This is a genomic window from Streptomyces avermitilis MA-4680 = NBRC 14893, from assembly GCF_000009765.2.
In the GTDB taxonomy this organism is placed as follows: domain Bacteria; phylum Actinomycetota; class Actinomycetes; order Streptomycetales; family Streptomycetaceae; genus Streptomyces; species Streptomyces avermitilis.
This window is the reverse complement of sequence record NC_003155.5, coordinates 2,778,778-2,794,324: the sequence shown is the minus strand read 5'-3', so window position 1 is coordinate 2,794,324 and position 15,547 is coordinate 2,778,778. Positions and strand designations below refer to the sequence as shown.

Annotated in this window: 13 protein-coding genes; 3 read left to right on the top strand and 10 right to left on the bottom strand. The window is 72.7% G+C overall.

The window, feature by feature from the left end; genetic code table 11:
- Positions 1 to 31: 31 nt before the first annotated feature.
- The 10 genes from SAVERM_RS11985 to SAVERM_RS11940 form a co-directional block, all read right to left on the bottom strand.
- Positions 32 to 1,252, bottom strand: a complete 1,221-nt coding sequence (locus SAVERM_RS11985) for a beta-ketoacyl-[acyl-carrier-protein] synthase family protein (RefSeq protein ID WP_010983731.1) — start codon at positions 1,250 to 1,252, stop codon at positions 32 to 34.
- Complete coding sequence (locus SAVERM_RS11980; protein WP_010983730.1) at positions 1,252 to 1,482, bottom strand: phosphopantetheine-binding protein; 231 nt, start codon at positions 1,480 to 1,482, stop codon at positions 1,252 to 1,254. The genes SAVERM_RS11985 and SAVERM_RS11980 overlap by 1 nt, the downstream gene beginning before the upstream one ends.
- A 105-nt stretch (positions 1,483 to 1,587) precedes the next feature.
- On the bottom strand, positions 1,588 to 2,595 hold the full coding sequence (locus SAVERM_RS11975; RefSeq protein WP_010983729.1) for a beta-ketoacyl-ACP synthase III: 1,008 nt from the start codon (positions 2,593 to 2,595) through the stop codon (positions 1,588 to 1,590).
- The gene (locus tag SAVERM_RS11970) at positions 2,592 to 3,575 is read right to left on the bottom strand and encodes a ferritin family protein (protein WP_010983728.1); all 984 of its coding nucleotides are present in this window, start codon (positions 3,573 to 3,575) and stop codon (positions 2,592 to 2,594) included. The genes SAVERM_RS11975 and SAVERM_RS11970 overlap by 4 nt, the downstream gene beginning before the upstream one ends.
- Entirely contained in the window at positions 3,572 to 4,126 is a 555-nt protein-coding gene (locus tag SAVERM_RS11965) for a flavin reductase family protein (protein WP_010983727.1), read from the bottom strand. Before SAVERM_RS11965 ends, SAVERM_RS11970 begins: the two co-directional genes overlap by 4 nt.
- Positions 4,123 to 4,659 (bottom strand): hypothetical protein, encoded by a 537-nt coding sequence (locus SAVERM_RS11960; protein WP_010983726.1) that lies wholly within the window; start codon positions 4,657 to 4,659, stop codon positions 4,123 to 4,125. Before SAVERM_RS11960 ends, SAVERM_RS11965 begins: the two co-directional genes overlap by 4 nt.
- A gap of 21 nt (positions 4,660 to 4,680) precedes the next feature.
- Positions 4,681 to 5,163 (bottom strand): type II toxin-antitoxin system RatA family toxin, encoded by a 483-nt coding sequence (locus SAVERM_RS11955; protein ID WP_010983725.1) that lies wholly within the window; start codon positions 5,161 to 5,163, stop codon positions 4,681 to 4,683.
- A 2-nt stretch (positions 5,164 to 5,165) separates the two neighbouring features.
- The gene (locus tag SAVERM_RS11950) at positions 5,166 to 6,449 is read right to left on the bottom strand and encodes an aspartate aminotransferase family protein (RefSeq protein ID WP_010983724.1); all 1,284 of its coding nucleotides are present in this window, start codon (positions 6,447 to 6,449) and stop codon (positions 5,166 to 5,168) included.
- A gap of 57 nt (positions 6,450 to 6,506) precedes the next feature.
- Positions 6,507 to 7,646, bottom strand: coding sequence for an acyl-CoA dehydrogenase family protein (locus tag SAVERM_RS11945; RefSeq protein WP_010983723.1), 1,140 nt, complete (start codon positions 7,644 to 7,646; stop codon positions 6,507 to 6,509).
- Positions 7,647 to 7,680: 34 nt separating this feature from the next.
- The gene (locus SAVERM_RS11940; RefSeq protein WP_010983722.1) at positions 7,681 to 9,312 is read right to left on the bottom strand and encodes an aldehyde dehydrogenase family protein; all 1,632 of its coding nucleotides are present in this window, start codon (positions 9,310 to 9,312) and stop codon (positions 7,681 to 7,683) included.
- Positions 9,313 to 9,504: 192 nt separating this feature from the next.
- On the opposite strand from SAVERM_RS11940, the gene SAVERM_RS11935 reads away from it, so the two are divergent.
- Genes SAVERM_RS11935 through SAVERM_RS44680 form a run of 3 tightly spaced genes read left to right on the top strand, consistent with a single transcriptional unit; the run spans position 9,505 to position 15,517 of the window.
- Positions 9,505 to 9,822 (top strand): acyl carrier protein, encoded by a 318-nt coding sequence (locus SAVERM_RS11935; RefSeq protein WP_237528771.1) that lies wholly within the window; start codon positions 9,505 to 9,507, stop codon positions 9,820 to 9,822.
- A gap of 35 nt (positions 9,823 to 9,857) precedes the next feature.
- Positions 9,858 to 13,619 (top strand): type I polyketide synthase, encoded by a 3,762-nt coding sequence (locus SAVERM_RS11930; RefSeq protein WP_010983720.1) that lies wholly within the window; start codon positions 9,858 to 9,860, stop codon positions 13,617 to 13,619.
- Positions 13,556 to 15,517, top strand: a complete 1,962-nt coding sequence (locus SAVERM_RS44680; RefSeq protein ID WP_237528769.1) for an SDR family oxidoreductase — start codon at positions 13,556 to 13,558, stop codon at positions 15,515 to 15,517. The genes SAVERM_RS11930 and SAVERM_RS44680 overlap by 64 nt, the downstream gene beginning before the upstream one ends.
- The last annotated feature ends 30 nt before the right edge of the window (positions 15,518 to 15,547 follow it).

The window sequence follows — 15,547 nt, the reverse complement described above, 5'->3', positions numbered from 1 at the left end:
CCGCCGGGACGGCCCGCGACCGGCCCGGCCGTCAGGCCGGAGCGATCGCAAGCGCCGTGTTCTGGCCGCCGAACCCGCACGAATTGCTGAGCGCGAGGTCGATCGGCATCGACGTGGCCGACTGGGCGAGCTTGATGTCGATCCGGGGATCGGGGATGCACAGGCCCGCGATCGGCGGAACCATCTCGTGCTCGATGCTCAGCAGGGCGAACGCGGCCTCGACCGCGCCGGCCGCGCCGAGCAGATGTCCGGTGACTCCCTTCGTCGAGGTGACCAGCGGGTCGCCCTGCAGGGTCCGCTGGATCATGCGTGCCTCGGCCAGATCGTTGAGCGGCGTCGACGTGCCGTGGGCGTTCACGTGCTGCACGTCGTCCGGGTCCGCGCCGGCGTCGGCGAGAGCCGCGCGGACCGCCGCCTCGATGCCGGCGCCGTCCGGGTGCGGCGACGTCATGTGGTGGGCGTCCGCGGTGGCCCCGTAGCCGATGATCCGGCCGTGGATGTGCGCACCGCGGGCCCGGGCGTCCTCGACACGTTCCATGACGAGGATCCCGGCGCCCTCACCGGCGACGAAGCCGTCCCGGTCGGCGTCGAAGGGACGCGACGCCGACGCCGGGTCGTCCTCGCGCCGCGACAGCGCGCCCATCTGGGCGAAGCCGGCCATGACCAGCGGAGTGATCATCGCCTCGCTGCCGCCCGCCAGGACCACGTCGCAGCGGCCGAGCGCGAGCAGGTCCCGGGCCGTGCCGATGGCGGTCGCGCCCGAAGCGCAGGCCGTGGCCACCACCAGGTTGGGCCCGGTCGCCCCGAACTCGATGGCCGTCTGACCGGCCAGCATGTTCGGCAGCTGCATGGGCAGCAGCAGCGGGGACACCCGGTCGGCGCCCTGCTCCAGCAGCACCCGGTGCTGCTCCTCGACCGTGCCGGGACCGCCGTCCGCGCAGCCCAGCACCACACCGACCCGAGCCCCGTCCCAGGTGGTCGGGTCGAGACCGGCGTCGGCCACCGCCTCATGGGCGGCGACCAGAGCGAACTGCACGAACCTGTCCAGGCGGTGCGCCCGTCGTGCGCTGAGCAGTTGCTCCGGGTCGAAGTCGGGCACCCGGCAGGAGATACGTACGGGATTGTCCGCCAGCACCGGATCGAGGGCGGCGGCCGGCCTGCCGTCGCAGACCGCCGCCCAGCTGGGCCCGACCCCGATACCGCCCGGGGTGACCAGGCCGAGCCCGGTGACGGCGATGTCCATGCCGGCCATCAGACCTTCGCGCTCCGCTCCTCCATGAGCCGGACCATGTCGGCCACGGTCTCGGCTTCCAGGAGGTCGTCGTCGCTGACGTCCAGGTCCAGTTCGGACTTGAGCAGCAGCGACAGCTCCACCACGGCCAGCGAGTCCAGCTCGATGTCCTCCCGGGTGGCCTCCGGGGTGATGGCCTCGGGCGACACCTTGAGCTTGTTGGACAGGATTTCCTTGAGCTGCTCCAGCATGTCGGTTCCTTTCGATGGCGTACGCGAAACCGGCGTACGTGACGGATGTACGCGAACGCGTACGGACTGGCGTACTGCACACAGGAGTTGGTAGGTGATGGTCCGTCAGACCGGCTGGACCTCCGGCCAGACCAGAGTCCCCGCGCCCCAGGACAGGCCCCCGCCGAACGCGGTCAGGAGCACCCGGTGCCCGGCGCCGAGCCGGCCGGCCGCGGCCGCCTGCGACAGAAGCAGCGGGATCGAGGCGGCGCCGGTGTTGCCGACCCGGGCGATGTTGGTCAACTGCCGTTCGGCGGGGACCCCGAGACGTTCCGCGACCGAGTCGAGGATGCGGGCGTTGGCCTGGTGCGCCGCGAACCGGTCGACGTCGTCGATCCGCCAGTCGGCCAGTTCGGCCGCCCGCTGGGACGCATCGGTCATCCGCTCCACCGCGTGCCGGTAGGTGTCCCGGCCGAGCATCCGGAAGTACTGGTCGTCCGGGTCGGTCGTGGGGCCGGACGAGCGCTGGCGCGAGCCGCCCGCCGGCACCTCGATGAGATGGCTCAGCTCGCCGTCGCTGCCGAGCACCAGCGGGCCGACGGCCCCCGGCTCGTCGGCGGCGCCCGCGCGCAGCACCACCGCGCCCGCGCCGTCCGCGAAGATGACGGCCGTGGTGCGGTCCTCGGGGTTGATGATCGTGGTGAACGCGTCGGCGGCGACCAGCAGGACCTTGTCCGCCACCCCGGCCGCGATCAGCCCGGACGCGGTGGCGAGGCCGAACAGGAAGCCGGAGCAGACGGCGGCCACGTCGAACGCCGGCACCTGCCCGAGTCCCAGCCGTGCGGCCACCTGCGGGGCGGTCGCCGGGCAGGGCTGGTCGGGCGTCGTGGTGGCCAGGACGACCGCGTCCACGTGCTCGTCGCCCGCCGACTTCAGGGCCCGCAGTCCGGCCTCCACCGCCAGGTCGGAGGTCGCGGTGCCGGGCGCGATCACATGCCGCTCGGCGATCCCGGTGCGCGAGCGGATCCACGCGTCGGAGGTGTCGAGCCGCTGGGCCAGATCGTCGTTGGTCACCAGATCGGGAGGCACATAGCCCCCGATCCCGGTGATCACCGCCGCGCGTCCGCCGCTCATGTGCCGGCCTCCGGACTGCTGAGGACGTCCAGGGGCAGGCCCATGTACGCCATCCGCGACTCGGCCATCTCGTCGGTCCAGCGCTCGGCCATGTCGTAGCGCTGCTCCGGCGTGGTGTCGAGCATCCGGACGCCCGGCCAGATCTCGTAGTCGCCGATCTTGTCGGCGTGCTGGGCCATGCCCTCCTGGAAGAGTTCCTCGCGGTGGATGACGAACTCACGGTCGGGGATCTCGTCCCACAGCCGCACGCCGGCCCGCAGGATCTCCAGGAGGCGCGGGCGGTATTCGGGGTGCTCGACCGCGTGGTCGCGCAGGATCGTGCTGGCCACCGTCAGATGCCGGATCTCGTCGATGGCGGTGCCGCGCGAGATCTCGCCGGTGGCCGGCGACAGCGGGGTCCACTTGCGCTCGCTCAGCTCGGCCGCCGGGGCGAGCGCACCCTCGATGACGATGGCGAACACGGCGACGCCGCCGGGGAAGTCGGCCTGGTCGCGGACGATGTCGAGGGTGAAGTCCACGACCGGGTCCAGGACCCGCTTGCGGTAGTCCGCGGCCATCTCGTCGATGTCCTTGAGGAGCGTCCCGGCAGGCATGCCCAGCTCCACCAGGTGATTGCGGAAGACCCGGGCGTGCCGCGCCTCGTCGATCAACTGAGTGGCGTAGAACTCCAGTTCGGGGACGCCGGGGGCGATCGCGACATAGTGGCCGAGCAGCCGCGTCGCGATCTCCTCCGACAGGCCGCGGAAGCCGAACTCCAGCACCAGGGCGTCGCGCAGCGGCCCCGGCTCCTTCAGGAACGCGGGCACGGTGGCGTTCACATGGTGCCCGGTCTCGCCCCGGTCGCGCAGCGTGCCCTGCGCCACCGAGGTGAACCAGTAGGCGAGGTTGCACTCCTCGGGCCCGAGGGTGAGATCCTTCGCGCCGTCGAGCAGACCGGGAGCCTTGTCCCAGTCGGCCTCGGGTGCCACAGAACCGGTCATGACGCGGCCGCCTCCTTCGCGGGGCGCAGGGAACCGGCGAACAGCCCGCCGGCGTAGCTGAACAGAGGAAGGCCGTCGCCGGTCCTGGCCCGGACGACATGGCCGAGCAGCAGCTCGCTGTCGCCCGCCGCGTGCGCGGAGTGGAACCGGCAGGTGTAGTGGGCGAGCGCCCCCGCGATCAGCGGAGCGTGCGCGTACGAGTCCGCCGTCCACGCGAGGCCCGCGAACTGCTCGCTGCCGTCGGGGCGGCCGCTGTCCGCGAAGTGGCGTGCCACCACGGCCTGTTCGTCGCTGAGGACGTTGATCGCGAACCGCCCCTCGGCGGCGGCGAGCCGCGCGAAGGACGAACCCGCCCGCAGCACGACCCCCACCAGCAGGGGCTCGCGCGACACCAGCGTGACGGTGCTCGCCGTGGTGCCGTGCAGCCGCTCCTCGGGGCCGACCGTCAGCACCGACACCGGGGACGCCAGGTGGTACAGCGCCCGCCGGCGCTCGACCGGGTCCTGGCGTACGGGACGCCGCGGGGCACGTACTTCGGTGGCGGTGCTCATCGCACGGCCTCCCGCTGCTCCTGGCGGACCCGGGGTGCCGGGACGTGACCGACCGGGGTCGGCTCCACGGCGTGGCCGACCGGCTTGGGATGGGCCAGCCCCAGGTCGTCCAGGAGCCGCAGATAGCCGGACTGCCGTACCGGCTCGAACGGCAGTGCGAACGACTTCATGAAGTTGCCGAACAGGCCGCGGTCGCCGAAGAGATGGAACGGCAGCACCAGAAGCGCCCACTCCGGCTTCACCAGCCAGCACCACAGCGCGGCGACCGCGCCCTGCGTGATGAGGCTGTGCATGACGTTGTAGAGCACGTAGTACGTCTTGGAGATCGGCTGCCCACCGCTGCGCTTGAAGGCGATCGCGCCCGGAATGTAGCCGATCAGGTCGATGTACAGGAACAGGGCGATCGCGGGCCACCACCGGATCTCGCCGAAGTGGGCGACGATCAGACCGGTGGTGACGGCGAGGCCCACCAGGTACTCGGCGCGGTGCAGCGAGTACGTCCTCGGTGTCTCGAAGGGATTTGCCTGGTCCATGGTCAGCTCCTGCGGACGGTCCTAGACGCCGACGGCGGCGGGCTCGGTGAGCTCGACGCCGCCCGAGAGGCGGACGGCGGGGAACAGGCCGGTCAGGGCCCAGGCGACGGTCTCCTTGATGACCCGCTCGGCGATCGGGTCGAGGATCCCCTCCAGGCTCGGGATGCCGAAGTCGAAGTCGGCGTCGAAGCGGACCGCGACGTCGTCGCCCTGCTGCGTCAGGGTCCAGGTGCCGGTGAAGGAGTCGAAGTCCCCGTCGCTCTGCTCGAAGCGGATCTCGCCCCGCTCCGGCACGAACACGTCGTCCTCGGTCCAGCGCAGCAGCCCGCTGCGGAAGTGCAGCTCCCAGCTCGAACTGGCGTCCTCCGCCGGGTAGGTGGCGTGCACGGTGGTCTGCTTCACATGGGGCGCCAGGTCCGGGTACCGCTCCCAGCGTCGTACGGAGTCGAAGACCGTCGTGGCCTGCTCCGCGGGTATCAGGGCTTCGAGCTCTACGTGCCGCACGATCAGTTACCGCCTTCCGGCATCTTGGCCGCGCCCCGGACGAGGTCGCGTGTGGCCAGGTCGAAGGAGTTCAGGAGGAACTCCACATCGGTGTCGCTCAGCACGGCGGGCGGGGTGAACCGCACCACCGAGCTGCCGTTCATCGAGTGGTTGGCGACCACACCGTGGTTGAACAGCTCGATCAGCAGCTCGCCGGCCAGTCCGGCCTCGACGAGCTCCACGCCGATGAGCAGCCCCTGGCCGCGCACGTCCACGACGAGTTCGGGGATGTTGCGGTACGCGATCTCCGCGATCCTCGGCAGCAGCTGCGCGCCGAGGTCCATGGCCCGGGTGACCAGGCGCTCCTCCTTCATGGCCCGGATCGCGCCCTGCACCGCGGCCATCAGCACCGGCTGCCCGGAGAAGGTGGCGGTGTGGACGTACGGGTCCTTGTCGAAGGGGCGGAAGGCCTTGCGGGTCGCCACGGCCGCGGAGACCGGCATGACGCCACCGCCGAGGGCCTTGCCGGTGAGGAGCACGTCGGGCACCACGCCCTCGGTGTCCGCGCCCCACCACTCGCCGAGCCGGCCGAAACCGGACTGCACCTCGTCGAGGATCAGGAATCCGTCGTGGGCGCGGACCAGTTCCTCGACGCGCTTGAGGTAGCCCGCGGGCGGAATGATCACGCCGCCCTCGCCCTGTACGGGTTCGAGGATGACGCAGACCTCGCCGGGGTGGGCCGCGAGTTCCGCCTCCAGCGCGTCCGTTTCGCCGAACGGCAGGTGCTGGAAGTCCGGCACCAGGGGCCGGAACGGCGCCTGGTAGACGTCCTTGGCGGTGGCGGACAGCGCGCCGAGCGTCTTGCCGTGGTAGCCGCCGCGCATCGAGATGGTCCGCTTGCGGCCGCCGGCCCGTGCCAGCTTGAGGCCGGTCTCCACCGCCTCGGCGCCCGACAGCGCGAAGTGCACCCGGTCCAGGCCGTCGGGCAGCACGGAGACGAGCGCCTCGGCGGCGCGGGCCACGGTGGGCTCCAGCAGGATGCGCGTCGCGGTGGGATGCGTCCGCAGCTGGCGCTCCACCTCCTCCATCACGATCGGGTGGCGGGCGCCCATGATGAACACGCCGTAGCCGCCCGCGTTGAGGAAGCGCTCACCGTCGCTGGTGGTGAGCCAGGCGCCCTCGGACGCCGTCTCCATGTGGCTGCCGAAGAGCTCGGCGAGGGTGGCCCGGCCCTTGCTGAGATGGGCCCGGTACAGGCCGAGGATCTCCGCCTCGGTGTCGACGGGTGATTCCTGGATGACGGTCACGGATCTCTCACTCCAAGTGTGGTGGGGGCGGCCGCTCACGGCCCGCGGTGCGGTGACTCAGGCCAGGACCAGCGCGCCGCCGTCGAAGTAGCGCAGCAGCGGCTCGGCGGCGGCGCCGCGGCCCGGCGGATGGAAGGCGAGGGCGTGCACGGCGGCGGCCGCCTGGGCGTGGGCGGAGCCACGGATGAAGTCCAGGCCGCCGAGCAGCTCCAGGGACCGGGCGGCGATCCGCGGCAGCGCCTTCTGCACGGTGTAGCGGGCGACCAGGACGCGGGCGACCGACTCCTCGTCGCCCGGCTCCGTGCCGATCGCCCGTGCGACACCCTCGAGGAGCGCCAGGGCGGCCTCCATCTCGACCGCGAGCTCGGCCCGTTCCTGGACGCTGCCGCGCTCCCGCTCCAGCACCTGCTCGACGAGCGCGGCGGCCCCGCCCGCGTACCCGGCGGAGATCAGCATCTCGAACCAGACGAACCCGGCCGTCTGGAGATCGTCCAGCCGGTGCGGGTCGTCCGCCCCCGCCCGTACGACCATGCCCGCCGGCACGAACACGTCCGTCAGACGCACCTCGTCGCTCTCCGCGCCCGCGAGCAGGTCGTTGCCCCAGAACGGGTGGACGGACAGGCCCGGAGCGTCGGCCGGCACCAGGGCGAGGGCCAGTTCGGCGGTGCCGTCGTCGTGGTGGATGGCGATGCTCGCGGTGAGCAGACTCATCGAACGGGACAGACTGCACGGTTTCTTCGAGCCGGAGAGCAGGTATCCACCGTCGACCGGTCGCGCCGTCACCGCGGGGGTGAGGATGTTCTGCTCGGTGCGGCCCTCGGCCCAGCCGGAGGCCATCACCTGCTGGTCGGGGACGATCCGGCGCAGCAGTTCGGTCTGCGCGCCGGTGAGCCGGCCCGCCTTGACGGCGAGCGAGTAGAGCATGGCCGCGGTGAAGTGGTGCATGGAGACGGCCGCGACGAGCGAGGGGGACACGGCGCCCAGCGCCAGCTGGATGCGCAGCGCGTCCAGCGGGGCGGCGCCGTGGCCGCCGTACTCCTCGGGTATCAGCAGGCCGACCCCGCCGTGGATGCGGAAGAGGTCGATGACGGGACTGCCGGGCTTTTCCCGGTCCGTGAACGGGATCTGCTCCAGCTCTTTGAGCAGACCGGGGTGGAATTGCTCGCAGACGGCCCGAGCAGCATCGAGGGAACGCACGGGAAACCTCCGGAAGGCGGACGGTGTCGGGCGCTCAGGCGCCGAAGACCGCGTCGTAGGGGCTGATGTCGCGGGCGATGCTGACCCCTTGCACGTGCGAGGTCTTGAGCATCGGGTAGTTGGCCTCGCCGAACGCGCCGCCGGTGCGGCCGGTGCCGCCGTGGCTGGGCAGATACGGCAGGAAGCCGATGTGAGAGTCGTTGACCTTCAGCAGACCGCCGTTGACGACGCGCCGCACGAAGGTCTCGATGACGTGGTCGGAGCGCGACCACAGGGAGTTGCGCAGCCCGTAGGAGTTGGTGTTGACGAAGCGGAGGAAGGCCTCCAGCAGCGCGTCGTCGTTGTCGCGTTCGGGCACCACGATCGGGATGAGCGGGAAGAAGGTCTCCTCGCGCACGACGTCGAAGGTGCGGGCCCGGTCCAGGCCGTCCACCCGGATGACGGTGGGCTGGAGGAAGACACCCGTCTCCGAGGGCGTCCCGTCGAGCTCGGTGCGGTGACCGCCGGTGACCAGCGAGCCCCCGTTGTCCAGGGCCTGGCGCAGCAGCCGGAAGAACCGCTCGCTGCGGCGCACCGGCGACAGCAGGACGTCCTCCTCCTCGGGCAGGCCCGGCCGGATGCCCTTGACCTGCTCACGCACCTCGGCGATCAGCGCCTCCGCGACGTCCGGGTGGACCAGCACGTAGTTGGGGACCATGCAGATCTGCCCGGAGCCGAAGAAGGACTCGGTGATGGCCTCGGCCGCCCACTTCACGTCGGCGTCCTTCCACACCACGATGCCGTCGTTGCCGGCCAGTTCGAGGATCGGCTTCTTGCCGTGCGCGACGCACTGCTGTTCGAAGCGCAGGCCCTCCTGGCTGCCGCCGATGTAGAAGATGTCGTTGATCAGCGGGTCGGCGATCCAGCGGTCCATGGTCTGCTTCGGGTTGCTGCACACCGCGTTGAGGACGCCGGGAGGCGCGTCGAACTCCTCGAGGATCGGCGCCACGATGTCGCGCAGCAGCCACATGGTGCTCAGCGCGATACTGCGGGGTGCCCTGACCACCACGGCGTTGCCGGCCATCAGGGCCAGTACGCAGAGCGCGGCGCTGGGCAGCGGGGCGTTCTGCGGCGGGTTGAAGGCGACCACACCGTCGGGCTGACGGTGCAGGATCAGTTTGCGGCCCGCGTACTCCTTCTCGACCCGCATCTGCTTCATGTACCAGCGCAGACTGCCCGGGGCGTAGATCTGGAGCAGGCAGCTCAGCTCCCAGCGGGCCAGCTTCACCGGGTGCGACTCGGCGACCAGCATGTCGAGGAACTCGTCCTGGTGCTTGAGGAGTTCCTCGCGGAAGCGGGTGCCCAGGCGCATCCGCCGCTCCAGCGGGACGGCCGCCCAGTCCGAGGCGGCGGCGGCCGCCGCCTGGGTGGCCATGTCGATGGCGCTGTCGTCGGCGACCGCGCAGCGGCCCACGACGTAGGGGTGCTGGGCGGCCTCGGACTCCGGGTCCTGCTCCAGCGAGCGCTTGAGGCTCACGCTGGTGAACACGTCTTCCAGCAGGGACCGCCCGCTGACGGTGTAGACCCACCCGTCACCGGCGACATCCTTGCCCGCGATGTAGAGGTCGTAGCTCTTCAATCCGGAAGGTGCCGGAGCACTCTCCTCCTGCGCAGCTTCGCGAAGCATCATCAGCCTTTCCGACTTCCCGAGTGGATTTCTCGATTCGGTCCGATTCGGTTCCGTTCCGGCGAATTCCTTTTCGAAACAGCCCGATCGTGACAGTCGAATCTGACTCCCCGCTGACACCGGACTGATTCAGCCAGGCCCCGGCCGCGGCGCCCTTGGGCCGTCAGCGGGGTGTCAGCCGGCGCTGCTTGCATGACCGCCATGCCACCTGCCGACACCACCGTGATCCAGCGGCTGCGCGAACTGCCGCGGACCGAAATCGCCGATGAAATAGAGACACTCGTCCTGCGGAAGTTCAAGACTGTTCTTCTCATGGACGAGTCGGAGGATCTTCCCCTCGACATCAGTTATTTCGACCTCGGTCTCACCTCACTTCGGCTGACCGAGATACGGCAGAGCCTGGAGCAGCTCCTCGATCTGTCCATCAACGTGAATGTGCTGTTCAACGAGCCGACGGTCGCCCAGCTCGTGGACTACCTGGCCGACGCCCTGTCCACCCCGTCCGCCTGACGACCGACCAGGCCCAGGACGCAAGGAGTTGCTCCATGCCGCGTACGGAGTCACAGACGGAAGAGACGAACCGGGCGCCGGGGCAGGCACCCGAGCCGATCGCGATCGTCGGAATCGGTCTGCGCCTCCCCGGCGGCGGCAACTCGCCCGACGAGTTCGACGCCTACCTGCGGGAAGGCCGCGGCGCGACCGGCCCCCTCGACCGCCTCGACACGTTCGACGCCTCCTTCTTCAACATCTCGCCGAAGGAGGCCCCCTACCTGGATCCCCAGCAGCGGATGCTGCTGGAGACCGCGTGGCAGGCCCTCGAGCACGCCAACATCGACCCCACCCCGCTGCGGCGCGGCAACGGCGGCGTCTACCTGGGCGCCGGCTCCCGCGGCTACGCCCCCGAACCGGCCCCGCTGCCGTACGAGGAGCCGGACGGCCCCCTCGCCGCCGGCGTCACCACGTGCGCGCTGTCGGGCCGGCTGTCGTACTTCCTGGGCTGGCGCGGTCCGAGCCTGAGCGTCGACACCGCGAGCTCGTCCTCGCTGGTCGCCCTGCACCTGGCCGTGCGGGGGCTGCGGGCGGGCGAGACCGACATCGCGCTGTGCGGCGGGGTCGACGCCCCACACCGCCCGCGCGTTGCGGGGAAGCTCGCCGAGGGCTGCGGTGTCGTCGTCCTCAAGCGGCTCGGCGACGCCACCCGGCACGGCGACACCGTGCTCGCCCTGGTACGCGGCAGCGCCCTCGCGCAGGACGGCGACGGCGCGGGCCCGGCCGCCCCCGACGGCGCCGTGCAGGAGAAGGTCGTCCGCGGCGCGCTCGCCGCGGCCCGCCTCGCCCCCGAGGACATCCAGTACGTCGAGGCGCACGGCACCGGCACCTCGCCGGCCGGCTCCGTCGAGTCCGGCGCCGTCGGCCGCGTCTTCGCCGAGTCGCACACCGAGGACGCTCCGCTGCTGGTCGGCTCGGTGCAGACCGACCTGGGCCACCTGGAACCAGCGTCCGGCATCGTCGGCGTCATCAAGGCGGTGCTCCAGATCAGGTCCGGCACGGTCTACCCGCACCCCGGCCGCACCACGTCCTCCGGGCGCGACGCGGGGGAGCCCCGCTTCGTGCGCGTACCGACCGCGTGCGAGCCGTGGCAGGCCGACGTCCGGCGCGCGGTCGTCAGCAGCCTCGGCTTCGCGGGCACCGTCGGCGCGGTCGTCCTGGAGCAGCCGCCCGCCGTGAAGCACTCCGAGGAGACCGCCCCGGACGCCGCCGCCCCCCTGTTCACCCTCTCCGCCAAGAGCGCCGCCGCCCTGCGCGAACAGGCCCGGAACTACCGGCGGTTGCTCGCCCAGCGGCCCGACGTCCCGCTGGCCGGGCTGTGCTACACCGCCAACGTCGGCCGCTCCCACCACCCCTACCGCGTCGCGGGACCGGTCGCCGACCACGCGGCGCTCGTCCGGCTGCTCGACCAGGCGGCCGGCCGGGACCACGAGGGCCCCTCCGGCATCCGCAGGACCGCCTTCATGTTCAGCGGCCAGGGCTCCCAGTACGCGGGCATGGGCGCCGCGCCGTACGAGCGGTTCCCGGTCTTCCGCGAGCACGTCGACGCCTGCGACCGGCTGTTCGCACCGCACCTGGGCCGCTCCGTGGCCGCACTGGTGCGCGGCACCGCCGCCGACCCGGAGGCGATCGACCGCACCGAGTACGCCCAGCCCGCCCTGTTCACCCTGGAGTACGCGCTCGCCCGGCTGTGGATGTCCTGGGGCGTGCGCCCCCACGTGCTCATCGGGCACGGCATCGGCGAGGTCGTCGCGGCCGCCGTGGCCGGGCTGTTCAGTCTGCCGGACGCCGTGACGCTGGTCGCCGCCCGCGCGCGGCTGACGCGGGCGGTGCGCGCGAAGGGCGGCACGGCCGAGGTCGCCGCCCCCGCCGAGGACGTCGAACCGCTCCTCGCCGCCCACCCGGACCTGGCTCTCGCCGCGGTCGACGCCCCCGACCGGTGTGTGATCGCCGGCGGCGCGAACGCCCTCGCCGAGGTCACCGGCCTCCTGCGGGCGCGGGGCGTACGCGTCGACCGGACGGCTGTCCCGCACGCCCTCCACTCGCCGCTGATGACCGAGGTGTACGACGACTTCCGCGCCGCCCTTGACGGCATCACCTTCCACGAGCCCGCCATCAGCCTGATCTCCAACGTCACCGGCCGGCCGGCCCGCCCCGCCGAGATCGGCACCCCCGACTACTGGGTGCGGCACCTCGGCGAACCCGTACGCTTCCTGGCCGGCCTCCGGTCGGTGGCCCAGCGCGGCCGGCACGCCCTGATCGAGATCGGACCGGGGTCCGACCTGACCGCGCTCGCCCAGCGTGGTCTGACCGCCGCCGACCACGTGTGGCCGGTGAGCCTACGCCGCGGCGACCGCTCCGCCGACACCACCCTGGCCGCGCTCGCCGGGTACTACACGGCGGGCCTGCCGGTCTCCTGGGCCGGCTACCACGCGGGCCGCCCGGCCCCCGCGAAGACGTCCCTGCCCACCTACGCCTTCCAGCGCGAGGACCACCGGCCGCCCTCCATCGCACCCCGGCGCACGGGCGCGGCCTACGGCGCCGCCCGCCATCTGCTGCTCGGCACGGAGGAGCGGTTCGCCAGCGGGGTACGGGAGTTCACGGCCGAGTTCACCGCCGGGGACCTGGGCGCGCTGGCCGACCTCGGCGACGGTGAACGTACGACGCTGCCGACCGGCGCGTACGTCGACCTGCTGCTCGCCCTCCAGGACGCGGTCGGCGGGCACACCCGCTGCGCCGTCCGCGAGCTGAAACTGCTCACGCCCCTGCACATACCCGCCGGGACGACGGTGGCCCTGACGACCCGGTGGCGACCGCGTTCCGAGGGCGGCGCCGACGTGGAGGTCTTCACCCTCGTCGGGGGCGAGGAGGACACCCACGCCACCGCCCGGATCGCCGCCGGGCGCGAACCGGTCGTACCCGTCTGCGAACTCGCCGAGCTGGACGCCGAACTGACGCCCGCCGGGCAGCGGATCGACGACGAGGACATCTACACCGACCTCGCCTCCGTCGGCCGCCCGCACGGCCCGCGCATGCGGCTGCTGCTGCACGCCTCCCGGCACCGGGACGGCCTGGTCACCGGCGAGCTGACCGGCCGCGACGCCACCGCGGCCGAGCATGTGCCGGCGGAGCTCCTGGAGGCCGCGGTGCAGGCCGCCGTCGTCCTCGACCCCGAGGGCCCGGTCTTCGTGCCGCGCGAGATCTCCCGCGTACGCCACTTCCGCAAGCCCCGCGGGGAACAGCTCCGCGTCCTCGCCCGGGTGCACGGCGAACAGGACCGCCGGATCGCCGACATCCTCCTCCTGGAGAACGGCGAACCCGTCACCGAACTCCTCGGCGTCCACCTCGCCCGCCCCGAGGGCCGCGTGGGCCGCCGCCAGTTCCTGCACCGGCCGGAGTGGGTACGGCGGGCCCTGCCGGGCGCGGCCGCGGGGACGTCCGCCGCCGCACCCTCCTCGGCCGACGCCGCGGCCCCGGCGCGGACCGCTCCCGGCGGCCGCCACCTCCTCCTGCTCGACCCGGCGGCGGGCCGGGCCGCCGCGCTCGCCGGGCAGCCCGGCCTGCGCGTGACCCGGCTGAGCGATCCCACCGGCCTCAAGGCGGCCCTCGAGGACCCGACCGTCACCGACGTCTGCCGCGTCTGGCGCCGACCGTCACCGACGTCTGCCGCGTCTGGCGGCAGCGGCAGGGCGCCATGTCCGCCGACCGGATGCGCGCCGAGTGCGAGGACAACTACCGCGCGCTGCTGGCCCTGGTGACCGCGCTGGACGCCGCCCGACAGCCCGTACCGCCCCGGCTGTGGCTGGTGACCGAGGGCGCCCAGTGGCTGCCCGGCGACCCGGCGGGCGACGGCGGGCACCTGGCCGCCGCCACCCTGTGGGGCTTCGGCCGGGTCCTGCTCACCGAGTACCCGCGCCACCGCGCCACGCTCGTCGACCTCGCCCCGGGCAGCGACCTCGCGCCGCTGCTCGACGAGTGGGAGGCCGAGGCCGCCGGTGAGTACCAGATCGCCCACCGGCCCGGCCGCCGCTATGTCCGCCGGCTCCTCGCCGGTGACGCCACGCTCACCTGGAGCGGGGGCTACGAACTGCGCGCCCCCGACTCCGGGGACCTCTCGGACCTCGCGCTCGTGGCCGCCGCGGACCGGGCGCCGGACGCCGACGAGGTCCAGGTCCGCGTCGGCTCCGTCGTGCTCACCGACGACGACGCCCGTACCGCCCTGGACACCGGACGCGCCGAACGGGAGGAGGAGGAACCCCCGCCCGTGCTCGGCGCCCTCGCCACCGGCACCGTGCTCGCGGCCGGCGACGGGTCCGGATTCGCCACCGGCGACGAGGTCCTCGTACGCCACGCCGGGACCCTGCGCTCCACGCTCACCGTCCCGTCCGCGTCCGTCGTGCTCGCGCCGCACCCCGAACCCCACTACGGCGCCCGGCACTTCGGCCTCGACGAGACGGGCGAGGCCCTGCGCACCGCCCTCCTCGACCCGGACACGCAGGTGTGGGTGGACCTGCCCGGCGAGGCGGCGGACGAGCCGTCCGCCGGCGCGCAGGCCGGGACCGACGCCCCCGCGGACATCCGCCCCGACCGCACCTACCTCGTCACCGGCGGTCTCGGCGGCCTCGGCCTGGTCACCGCCCGCAAGCTCGTCGCCCTCGGCGCCCGCCACCTGACCCTGGTCAGCCGCAGCGGAAAGGCCACCGAGGCGGCCACGCCGCTCCTCGCGAAGCTCGCCGAGGACGCCGAACTCGCCGTCGTACGCGCCGATGTGAGCCGGCCCGCGGATGTGCGCAGGCTGGTGGCCGAGGTGGCGGCGGGCCCGTATCCGGTCGGCGGCGTCGTGCACGCCGCCGGGTCCTACGACAAGAAGCTGATCTCCGAACTCACCTGGGAGTCCATCGACGCCCAGCTCGCCGCGAAGGCGTACGGCGGCTGGCTGCTGCACGAGGCCGCCCAGGCCTCGTTCCCGGAGCTGGAGTTCTTCGTCACCTACTCGTCGATCGCCTCCGTCCTCGGCGGCGCCGCCCAGGGGCACTACGCCGCCGCCAGCGCCGGCCTCGACAGCCTCGCCGAGTGGCGCACCCGCCAGGGCCTGCCCGGACTCTCCGTCAACTGGGGCGCCTGGGCCAGGGTCGGCATGTCCGCCCGCCTGGAGGAACACCTCAGCCGGGAGATCGAACGCGGCGGTGTCCACTTCTTCTCGCCGACCCGGGCACTCGACACCCTGGCCCGGCTGTGGGGCGGCACACCACGCACCCAGCGGGTGGTGGGCGAGTTCGACTGGGACCGCCATGCGGCGGACAGCGAGACCGGCGACCAGTTCTACGACCGCCTGGTCCGACCGGACCGCGCCGACGACGGGCTCGACCGGGCCCTTCTCGCCGCGCTGCCGAAGCCGGAGCGCACCGCTCTGATCACCCAGGTGGTCCGCGAGAAGGTCGCCGCCGTCCTGCGTCTGACGGCCGGCGACGAGCTGGAGACGACGGCCGAGTTCGGCTCACTGGGCCTGGACCCGCTGAGCGCGCGGCACGTCACCTCCGGTCTGGAGCAGGCGTTCCGGCTGCCCCTGCCCGCCTCACTCGCCCTCGACCACCCGACCGTACGGCAGCTCGCCGCCTTCCTCGACGGGCAGCTGTGCCCGGTGCCGGCGGCCTGACCCACCACGGACACGCGACCCACGACAGAC

Bases quoted from the DNA above. Each gene is read 5' to 3' on its own strand.
- SAVERM_RS11985 (WP_010983731.1), bottom strand. From the start codon at position 1,252: ATGGCCGGCATGGACATCGCCGTCACCGGGCTCGGCCTGGTCACCCCG.
- SAVERM_RS11980 (WP_010983730.1), bottom strand. From the start codon at position 1,482: ATGCTGGAGCAGCTCAAGGAAATCCTGTCCAACAAGCTCAAGGTGTCG.
- SAVERM_RS11975 (WP_010983729.1), bottom strand. From the start codon at position 2,595: ATGAGCGGCGGACGCGCGGCGGTGATCACCGGGATCGGGGGCTATGTG.
- SAVERM_RS11970 (WP_010983728.1), bottom strand. From the start codon at position 3,575: ATGACCGGTTCTGTGGCACCCGAGGCCGACTGGGACAAGGCTCCCGGT.
- SAVERM_RS11965 (WP_010983727.1), bottom strand. From the start codon at position 4,126: ATGAGCACCGCCACCGAAGTACGTGCCCCGCGGCGTCCCGTACGCCAG.
- SAVERM_RS11960 (WP_010983726.1), bottom strand. From the start codon at position 4,659: ATGGACCAGGCAAATCCCTTCGAGACACCGAGGACGTACTCGCTGCAC.
- SAVERM_RS11940 (WP_010983722.1), bottom strand. From the start codon at position 9,312: ATGCTTCGCGAAGCTGCGCAGGAGGAGAGTGCTCCGGCACCTTCCGGA.
- SAVERM_RS11935 (WP_237528771.1), top strand. From the start codon at position 9,505: ATGACCGCCATGCCACCTGCCGACACCACCGTGATCCAGCGGCTGCGC.
- SAVERM_RS11930 (WP_010983720.1), top strand. From the start codon at position 9,858: ATGCCGCGTACGGAGTCACAGACGGAAGAGACGAACCGGGCGCCGGGG.
- SAVERM_RS44680 (WP_237528769.1), top strand. From the start codon at position 13,556: ATGTCCGCCGACCGGATGCGCGCCGAGTGCGAGGACAACTACCGCGCG.